Annotated in this window: 8 protein-coding genes; 3 read left to right on the forward strand and 5 right to left on the reverse strand. The window is 69.4% G+C overall.

What is annotated here, in order from left to right:
* Positions 1 to 293: biotin transporter BioY (locus M6444_RS08380; RefSeq protein WP_363326287.1), on the reverse strand; the 293-nt coding region annotated here is incomplete at its 3' end.
* A gap of 210 nt (positions 294 to 503) precedes the next feature.
* Here M6444_RS08380 and M6444_RS08385 point away from each other — a divergent pair.
* A complete protein-coding gene (locus M6444_RS08385; protein WP_298325487.1) occupies positions 504 to 1,037 on the forward strand; it encodes a methylated-DNA--[protein]-cysteine S-methyltransferase in 534 nt (177 codons plus the stop codon).
* Between the two features lie 18 nt (positions 1,038 to 1,055).
* Here the strand turns inward: M6444_RS08385 and M6444_RS08390 are convergent, their stop codons facing one another.
* A complete protein-coding gene (locus M6444_RS08390; protein ID WP_298325489.1) occupies positions 1,056 to 2,330 on the reverse strand; it encodes a glycoside hydrolase family 3 N-terminal domain-containing protein in 1,275 nt (424 codons plus the stop codon).
* A gap of 176 nt (positions 2,331 to 2,506) precedes the next feature.
* Between M6444_RS08390 and M6444_RS08395 the strand changes: the two genes are divergently transcribed.
* Together M6444_RS08395 and M6444_RS08400 are read left to right on the forward strand one after the other, a co-directional pair.
* Positions 2,507 to 3,973 carry a helix-turn-helix transcriptional regulator gene (locus tag M6444_RS08395; protein ID WP_298325491.1) on the forward strand — a complete coding sequence of 489 codons (1,467 nt, stop codon included), beginning with the start codon at positions 2,507 to 2,509 and terminating at the stop codon, positions 3,971 to 3,973.
* Between the two features lie 89 nt (positions 3,974 to 4,062).
* Entirely contained in the window at positions 4,063 to 4,476 is a 414-nt protein-coding gene (locus M6444_RS08400; RefSeq protein WP_298325493.1) for a LapA family protein, read from the forward strand.
* Between the two features lie 15 nt (positions 4,477 to 4,491).
* Here the strand turns inward: M6444_RS08400 and M6444_RS08405 are convergent, their stop codons facing one another.
* The 3 genes from M6444_RS08405 to M6444_RS08415 all read right to left on the reverse strand — a co-directional run.
* Positions 4,492 to 4,920, reverse strand: coding sequence for a protein-tyrosine phosphatase family protein (locus M6444_RS08405; RefSeq protein WP_298325495.1), 429 nt, complete (start codon positions 4,918 to 4,920; stop codon positions 4,492 to 4,494).
* Between the two features lie 40 nt (positions 4,921 to 4,960).
* Entirely contained in the window at positions 4,961 to 5,578 is a 618-nt protein-coding gene (locus M6444_RS08410) for a hypothetical protein (RefSeq protein ID WP_298325497.1), read from the reverse strand.
* A 217-nt stretch (positions 5,579 to 5,795) separates the two neighbouring features.
* The coding region (locus M6444_RS08415; RefSeq protein WP_298325499.1) for a TetR/AcrR family transcriptional regulator C-terminal domain-containing protein at positions 5,796 to 6,557 on the reverse strand (762 nt) is incomplete at its 5' end.

Raw genomic sequence — 6,557 nt, forward strand, 5'->3', positions numbered from 1 at the left:
CCCACCGACGGCCCGGCGAACACGCCGAGCCCTCCGCGCCCGCCGGCCAGCAGCGGCAGGCCGACGGCGACCAGGGCCAGCAGCAAGACCATGGACAACGCGCCGCGCCACGCGCCGAGGATCGCACCGGCCAGCAAGGCACCCATCGACTGCAGCGTCACCGGGACGGCATTGCCGAACAGCGCGAACGAGCCCGGCACACCCAGTACGGCGATCAGCGCTGTGAACACCGCGACTCGAGCCGAGTCGGCGGCGGAAAGCCCCCGCAAGCCCTGGTTGCGCGATCCGGACATCTGCACACCCCCGGTCAGTCGGCCAGCCGCCAGGTCGCGGCCGTACCACATGCAGGTCTACTGTGCCCGGTCCGGCGGCACATGTCGTACTGAGGTACTCCACCACGACGCCGGACGAGTCTTGGTGGACGCGCACAACCGGCGCACAACGCGATGTCGTCAGTGCCGTACAGCATCACGCTGTCAGTGCCGTACGGCACCATGGACACCATGACGCGCACCGACGACGTCGTCATCACCACGGTCAGCACCCCGGTCGGCCGGATCCGCCTCGCGGTCACGACGGTCGGGTTGGCCGGGCTGACCTGGGAGGGACGCGAGCTACCCGGTGCCGAGCTGCCGCCGGCCGCCGACGACGGGCGTTCGACGCCGGTGGCCCACCAGCTCGTCGAGTACTTCGAAGGCCGGCGCCGCGGCTTCGAGGTGGAGGTCGATTGGCGCTATGCCGAGGGCACCCAGCGCCAGGTGTTGCAGACCCTGTACGACGGCGTCGGCTTCGGCAAGTCGATCACCTATGGCGAGCTCGCCGAGCGCAGCGGCACGGGTGTCCCCGCGCGCGGTATCGGCGCGATCATGGGCTCCAACCCGATGCCACTGGTCGTCCCGTGTCATCGGGTCGTCGCACACGACGGCCTGGGTGGGTACAGCGGCGGCGTCGATGGCAACGGTCTCGAGGTGAAGCGCTGGCTGTTGACGCTCGAAGGCGTGCTGCCACCGACGTTCGACTGGCCGGCGTTTCCCTGACCGCAGGGCGCGAGTCGGTCAGCCGTCACACGTCAGCAGGCCCATCCGTTCCTTGACCGTGAGCACGCGCAGCACGTGCTCGTCCACGAGCTGGGCGAACCCGGCGTCCGCCTCCGCTTCGTCGATGACGGCTTCGGTCATCTCCGGCAGCAGCTCCGGCGTCGACACGATGGCGATGTCTCCGCCGGCGCGCAGGAAGTCCAGCGCTCGGCGGGCCGGCGGCACGTCTTCCACCTCCACCGCGGCGCCGAGATCGTCAGAGAGCACGACACCGTTGAAACCGAGGTCGCCGCGGACCATCCCGTCGATCACCGTCGGCGAGAACACCGCCCGACGGTCCGGATCGATCTGCTCGTACGTCGACAGCGCCACCATGAGGAACGGCGCGCCGGCCCGCAACCCTGCGGCGAACGGCTCCAGATCGGCGTCGTCCCGGGTGGTCCGGGTGTCCACCACCCCGCTGGAGAAGTCGGTGTTGCCCTCGACCTTGCCCAACCCGGGGAAGTGCTTCACCGCCGTCGCCACGCCGGCATCATTCATGCCCTGCACGTACGCCGCCACCTGCGCGGCCACCACCGAGCGGTCGGGCCCGTACCCGCGTTGCACAGCACCGACCGGCTGATTCGCATCGCCGATGTCCTCGGGCACCACATCGGCCACCGGTGCGAGGTTGACGTCGATGCCGCCGGTGCGCAGATCCTCACCCCAGGCCTGGGCCTCGCTGCGCAACTGCTGCGGGGGCAGGCTGCTTTGTTCCTCCGCCGACGGCATCGTGGCGAACCCGTCGCCCTTCAAATGCTGAACCAGCCCACCTTCCTGATCGGTGGCCACGAACGGCTGCACCCCGGCCGGCGCACCGGCGACCTCGCGACCACGGTCGGCGGCCTCGGCCGAGGCCGACGTCCCACCCGTCAACTGTCCGATGAGCAGGAGCGAACCGACCTGCGCCGCGCCGAGGTCGTCCGACACGTACGCCGGGGTCTCCCCGACCTGGACGCCGCCCATGAACAACTGGCCGACCTTCTCGTCGAGGTCGAGGCGGGCCAGCGTCTGATCCGGGCAATCCACCGGCACATCGGGACTGGCCGGCGGCGAAGACGGCGTCGTACCGGGGGTCTGCGGTGCGGTCGGCGGGCCCGACGGCGACGGCGAGGCGGTGTCGGACGCCGCTGGGCGCGACTCGGTCTCGCTCGGGGCGGCCGAGGGCTCGTCCCCGCCGCACGCCGACAGAGCCGACGTGATCACCACCACCGCGCTGAGCCAACCGGTCGCCGTTGCCACCCTCGTTCGCATCCCGGCATCGTCTCAGGGTCGGTCCCGGCGCCGACGCGAGGGCAGCGGTTCGGGTCAAAATTCCGCCGAACATCGCTCGAGCAGGCGCCGAAAGTCTGCCGCATCGCCAAGACCCGGTGAATTACGGTCCGATTTCACCTAGATTGAAGGCTCAGTCGGCGATCAACGGAGCAGACATGCCCGCATCCGATGGCAGTCCCGACCTCATCACGCTCGGCCGGCGCATCCGCCACGCGCGTAAGGCGAAGTCGCTCACGCTGAGCGAGTTGGCCGAACGAGTGGAACGGGCGCCGTCGTTGCTGTCGCAGATCGAGAACGGCAAGCGCGAGCCGCGGCTGGCGCTGCTGCAGGCGATCGCCCACGAACTCGATGTCTCCGTCGCCGAGCTGATGAAGGACGAGCCACCGTCGGAACGCGCTGCGCTGGAGATCGCTCTGCAACGCGCGCAAGCACGAGCGTCGTACACCGCCCTCGGCCTGCCCGAGATTCGCAGCACAGCCACGTTGCCCACCGACGTCCTCACGTCCCTCGTCGGACTGCACAACGAACTCGAACGCCGCGCCACCGTGCAGGCGGCGACACCGGAAGAGGCCCGCCGGGCCAACATCGAGCTACGCCGGCAGATGCGCGACCGGGACAACTACTTCGTCGAGATCGAGCAGATCGCGCGTGACATCTGCGCCACGATCGAGCACACCGGCGGGCCACTGACCCAGCGCGACATCAACGACCTCACCACTCACCTCGGGTTCACCTTGCATCGGGTCAGCGACCTGCCGCTGGCCACCAGGTCGATCACCGACCTGCGGCATCGGCGGATCTATCTCCCGGCCGCCCCGCGCGGCGGCCACGACCCGCGCTACATCGTGCTACAGACCCTCGGCCATTTCGCGTTGCATCACGAGGACCCGCGCGGCTACGCCGACTTCCTGCGCCAGCGAGTCGAAGCGAACTATTTCGCTGCGGCCATGCTCGTCCCGGAGAGCGCGGCCGTGACGTTCTTGCAGCAAGCCAAGGCGCGCAAGGAACTGGCCATCGACGACTTGCGGGACGTGTTCGCCGTGTCCTACGAGACCGCCGCTCATCGCTTCACCAATCTCGCCACCCGACACCTGGGCCTACCGGTGCACTTCATGCGGGTGGGCCGAGACGGCGTCATCTACAAGGCGTATGAGAACGACGACGTCACCTTCCCGACCGACGTGCTGGGCGCCATCGAAGGCCAGATCACCTGCCGGTACTGGGCGTCGCGCGCGGTGTTCTCCACCCCGGACCCGTACTCCACGCACTATCAGTACACCGACATGGACCAGGGCACGTACTGGTGCACCACCCACGTCGAGCGCACTGCGGACGGTGACTTCGCCATCGACGTGGGCGTGCCGTACGCCCACGTCAAGTGGTTCCAGGGCCGCGAGACCACCGTGCGGGCCCGCTCGAGGTGCCCCGACCCGGCCTGCTGCCGCCGGCCTCCGGCGGAGCTGGCCGCACGATGGGAGAACTACTCCTGGCCCAGCGCCCGGGCGCACTCGCACCTGCTTGCAGCACTTCCTCCGGGGACGTTCCCCGGAGTCGACGACACCGACGTCTACCGGTTTCTGGAGCGCCACGCGCCCGAATCGAGCGACCACGCTTCGGGATGATCACCTTTGCGGGGTTTGTCCCGAGTCTCAGGCGGGAAGAGATGTTGACGCATACCTGGACGCTTCGACGCCGTACGGAGGATCGGGTCATGATCGTGCTCGGACTGTTCCTGCTCGTTGTCGCCACCGGGTTGGTGGTCGTCGCCGTGATGGACGGTGGCAGCACGGTGAGCATCGACGTGTTCGGCGCCGGCTTCGAGTCGCCGTTGTGGGGCATCTTCCTGGCCGGCGTGATCACGGGGCTGATCGCCCTGGGCGGGCTGCTCACGCTCGTGGCGGGGATCCGGCGGTCCAGGGACCGTCGCCGCGAGATCGAGTACCTGCGCCGTAAGGTCGCCCAGCACGAACGCGAGGCCGACCACGACAAACCCGACACCGAGCTCGGGCGCGACTGGATCGACCTCGGCGCCCCGGCCGCCCGGTCGACCGCTCCGGCCGCCACGGGCAACGTGTGGACCCCGGACCCGGCGCCCAACGTCGCGGGCCACCGGACCCACCCGTGATCGCCTGACCTGCACCTACTCGAACCGAGCCACGAACCGTCGCTGCCCGGGCGTCTCCACTGCGCGTGGGTTGTAGTTCGCACGGACGTAGGCCACGGCCTCGCGCGGGTCGACACCGTCGAGCACCGCCAGGCACGCCAACGCCGTCCCAGTCCGGCCGAGCCCACCGGCGCAAGCCACCTCGACGCGATCCGAACCGGCCCGTCGCCACGCTTCACGCAGCGCCTCGGCCGTCGCGGCCCGGTCGGCGGGCAAGCCGAAGTCGCGCCAGCGAACCCAGCGGTACTCCCAGGCCACCTCAGGAGGCTGGCTACCCAGGAGGTACAGCGCGAACGTCGGCGCCGGCCCCGGCGGCTCCGCCCGGCTCAGGCCACGGCCACGGACGAGGAGACCGGAAGGCAAGCGCAGCACCCCTTCGCCGGCCGGGTCCCAGGCATCGATCATGCCGGCGAGCCTAACGCCGGGCGCGCACGTCACGGCCCAGTCAGGACGCGTCGATCGCCAGGTTCGCCATCAGCTCATCGGCCAGCGGGCGCAACTGCTCCAGGGTGGCCGATCCGGTCGTCGACATCGTGAGCAGCAGCCGCTCTTCCCCGGCTCGCAACACCACACCGAGCACGCTCCCGGCGAGGTCAGCACTGGCCAGGAGCGCGTCGTCGCCATAGCCGGCCGTGACGCCGAGATCGGAGATCTCGTCGTAGTCCCCGACGGCCTCCGGCTCCGCGGACACGTCGGTGAACACCTTGTCCAAGACCTCGGCGTCGGACGTCGACTCGTCCCACTCCGTGCTCAGCGACGTGCGCAAGCCAGGCAAGCCGTCGGTGTCGTAGTCGCACTCGCGCGACAGGAAGTACGGCGTGCGCATGACCGGCGCCCGGCCGCGCTCCTGGCCCTCATTTCCTGCGACGGCCACACCCAGGTGTTCCTCGATCGTCTCGCCCGGCAGCGCCGCGCACAGATCGTCACCGGTCAGCTCAGCCAACGCCGAGACAGGCTCAGCCGATTCCGATGCGCTCGTCTCCGCCGGAGTGTCATCCGGATCGTCCGAGCATGCGGCCAACACGAGCACGAGGGCGCAAGCCGCCCCTACGGCACGGATCACGAGTGAGTCTCCCTGCTTTGTCCATCGTCGTCACGGTGAGTGTCGGCGCGGCCACCCGTGCCCCGGGCCCGCCGAGGTCGGATGCTATCACCGCTGCGCAGGGGCCATATCCGGCGCCGAGGCGGGTGCGGCGAAACCACCCACTTCTGGAGGGTTGTCCACCCTTCCCAGCGTCGCGAAGGGTGGACAACCCGCCAGAAGGCGGGGACGCGCGCCCTCAGTTCGCGCGACCGGTGCCGCGCTGGGTGGCTGCGTCCACGCGCTGCGCCAGGCCGTCGACGTACAGCGCGATGAGCATCTCGAACAACGCGTCTCGATCGAACTTCGCGTAGGTGTCGGCGACGGCGGTGAGGTGCGGAAACCGGGTGGCCGGCAGCGAAGCGAAGTAGTCGCGCACCACCGATGCGGCCTCGACCGGGGGCGGCGCGCCCTCCGATGCGTCGCCACCCAGCCCGGTCTCGTCGATGGTGAACCCGTTGACCACGGAGAACATGAGCAACAGCCCCGACACGGCGATGTCGTCGGGTACGCCTCCGGACCGCAGGATAGCCAAGACGCGTTCGTTGAATCGCAGCGAGTTCGGGCCGAGCGGGATGCGGTTGACCGAGACCCGGACGATGTCGCGGTGGTTGAGAATCGTGGCCCGCATGTTGCGCGCCACGGTCTTGAGAAGTTCTTGCCAGCGGCCAGGGTCAGGCTCGGGGATGTCGATCTCACCGATGACGGTGTCGAAGATCAGGTCGAGTAGACCGTCCTTGGATCCGACGTGCCAATAGAGCGAGGCCGCGCCGGTATCGAGCTCCTCGGCGACTCGGCGCATGCTGAAGCGATCGAGCCCATCGGCGTCGAGTAACCGCAATCCGACCTCGACGATCACGTCCTGGGTCAGTCGATCCCGCCGGCGTCGGCTCGTGCGCTGCGGCACCCGCTGCCACGGCGGCGCCGGAATGCCGTCTGATCCGTTCTGCTCCGCGCTCAT

The sequence above is a fragment of the Haloactinopolyspora sp. genome (genome assembly GCF_027324685.1).
In the GTDB taxonomy this organism is placed as follows: Bacteria; Actinomycetota; Actinomycetes; order Jiangellales; family Jiangellaceae; genus Haloactinopolyspora.